The sequence below is a fragment of the Mesorhizobium sp. M1A.F.Ca.IN.020.06.1.1 genome, assembly GCF_004023265.1.
GTDB lineage: Bacteria > Pseudomonadota > Alphaproteobacteria > Rhizobiales > Rhizobiaceae > Mesorhizobium.
The window spans coordinates 1-2,244 of sequence record NZ_RZSR01000960.1; the positions used below are offsets into that span (position 1 = coordinate 1).

Annotated in this window: 2 protein-coding genes; one reads left to right on the top strand and one right to left on the bottom strand. The window is 63.9% G+C overall.

What is annotated here, in order from left to right; genetic code table 11:
- Positions 1-1,614 (bottom strand): SurA N-terminal domain-containing protein (locus tag EOA60_RS29550; RefSeq protein ID WP_128312368.1); only part of this gene is annotated, 1,614 nt, incomplete at its 3' end.
- Positions 1,615-1,758: 144 nt separating this feature from the next.
- Between EOA60_RS29550 and EOA60_RS29555 the strand changes: the two genes are divergently transcribed.
- Positions 1,759-2,244 (top strand): triose-phosphate isomerase (locus tag EOA60_RS29555; protein WP_164899643.1); only part of this gene is annotated, 486 nt, incomplete at its 3' end.

A 2,244-nucleotide genomic window follows, 5' to 3' on the forward strand; every position in this document is an offset into this window, starting at 1 on the left:
ATCGTCGGCTTCGCGCTTCAGGCCGCGCTTGGTCTGCTTCTCGAGCTTAAGCTCGCCCGCGATCACGTCGAGCGTCGCACCGGCCTTGAGGCGCTTTTCCAACTCCCCGGCCTTGGCGGTGAGCCGCTTGTCGGTCTCGGCCGCGGTCCAGTCGGCCACCACCTTCTGGCGAACCTCGTCCAGCGTGCGGTCGCGCGCCGGCGTGATCGACTGGACTTCATAGAAAACGAAGCCGTTGGCGGCAGTGGTCAGGCCTTCATTCTCGGTGTTCGGCTCGGCCTCGAAGACGGCCTTGATGAGGTCCGCCGATTGCGGCAGGTCGTTGACGATCGTGCCGTCCGGCCGCTGGCCGGTGCGGTCGATGGCGTCGATGGTGACGACCTTGAGCTTTAGCTTGTCGGCCGCCTGGGCAAGCGAGGCACCGGAAGCGCGGGTGTCCTCGTAGCTGTCGTGGACGTCGAGCAGGACGCGGCTTGCCTCGCCGAGCGCAAGATCCTTGCGGATCTGGTCGGACACTTCCGAAAGCGGCTTCACCACCTGCGGCTTGATCTCGGTGACGCGCAAGAGCACCGGGCCGAAGGCGCCCTGAACCACCGGGCTGACCTCGTTGACGTTGAGCGAGAAGGCTGCGTCGGCCACCGCCTTGTCGGCGATCTTGTCCTTTGCCAGCGTGCCGAGCACGGTGTCGGCCTGCGTCTTGCCCTCTGCGGTGACGATCTTGTCGAAGGTGGCGCCGGCCTTCAGGGAGTCAAATGCCGCCTTGGCCGCGTCCGGCGTCTTGAACACCAGCTGTTCGATGGTGCGCATTTCGGGCGTCGTATAGCGCGCCTTGTTCTTGTTGTAGTCGTCAGCGACCTGCTGATCGGTGACCGCCGTCGGGTCCATGATGTCCTGCGGCTCAAGCCGGATATAGGAGAATTTGCGGTATTCCGGCGCGGCGTAGTTCTTCTTGTTGGCTTCGAAATAGGTTTTCAGCGCGCTGTCGGACGGCGCCTCGATCGGCTGGACGAGTGTCTTCGGCAGGACGAGATAGTCGATCGTGCGGTCCTCTCCGCGATAGAGCGCGACCGCCTTCAGGAAGGTCTGCGGCGCCTTGAGGCCGTCGGAAATCGCCTCGACGATCTGTTGGCGGACCGCCACCTGCGAGCGGTTCTTCAGATAGTCCTCGGGTCGCATGCCGATCTGGCTCAGCAGATATTCGAAGGTCCTGCGGTCGAACTGGCCGCCTGGACCCTTGAAGGCCGGATCCTCGCGCGTCAGCTCGGCCAGCCGGTCCTTGGAAAGGCCAAGCCCGAGCTTGCGAGCCTGCTCGTCGAGAACGGCGCCGGAGACGAGCTGCGCCAGGACCTGGTTGTCGAGGCCGAGCAGCTTAGCCTGTTCATGCGTGATGCGCTGGCCATATTGCTGCGACAGCAGGTTGATCTGGCGATCGTAGGCGAGGCGGTATTCGTTGATCGAAACCGTGGTGCCGCCGGCGGTAATCACCGAATGATGGCCAGCCAAGCTTCCCGACAGGCGCCCGGAAATACCCCAGACGGCAAAGCTCACCACCAGCAAGGACAGCAAAGCTTTCGCGACCCAGGTGCCCGCCGCGCTTCTCAAAATACCAAGCATGCCCACTTCCGATCTTTGCGCATTTTCGCATGCGCCGACTCTGAAACAAGCGCAATAGCGTCCTTCCGGCCCACTGTCGATTGCTTTGTGGCCCGATTTTGGTAGTGAGGGCGCTGCCTTATGTTGCCTGGAGAACTCGACGCCATGACCCCTGGAATCCGTCCGCTCGTTGCCGGCAACTGGAAAATGAACGGCACCAGGGCCTCGCTCAACGAGTTGAGGATGATCGGCAACGGCTTCATGAGCGGCCTTGATGCGGAGACGGAAGCCCTGGTCTGCGTTCCGGCCACCTTGCTTCACCAGGCCGCAGAGATCCTTTCGCGGACACCGGTTCGCGCCGGCGGCGAGGATTGCCATCCCAAGGAGAGCGGCGCCTATACGGGTGAGATTTCGGCCGAGATGCTGAAGGATGCCGGCGCAAGCCATGTCATCGTCGGCCACTCCGAGCGGCGCGAGCAATGCGGCGACGATGATGCGATCGTCAACGCCAAGGCTTCGGCCGCCTGGCGGGCAGGGCTGGTGGCCCTCATCTGCATCGGCGAGACGCGCGCCGAGCGTGAATCCGGCGCGACGCTCGATGTCCTGTCGCGCCAGCTCGACGGTTCGGTGCCGGCGAGCGCCACCGCCGCC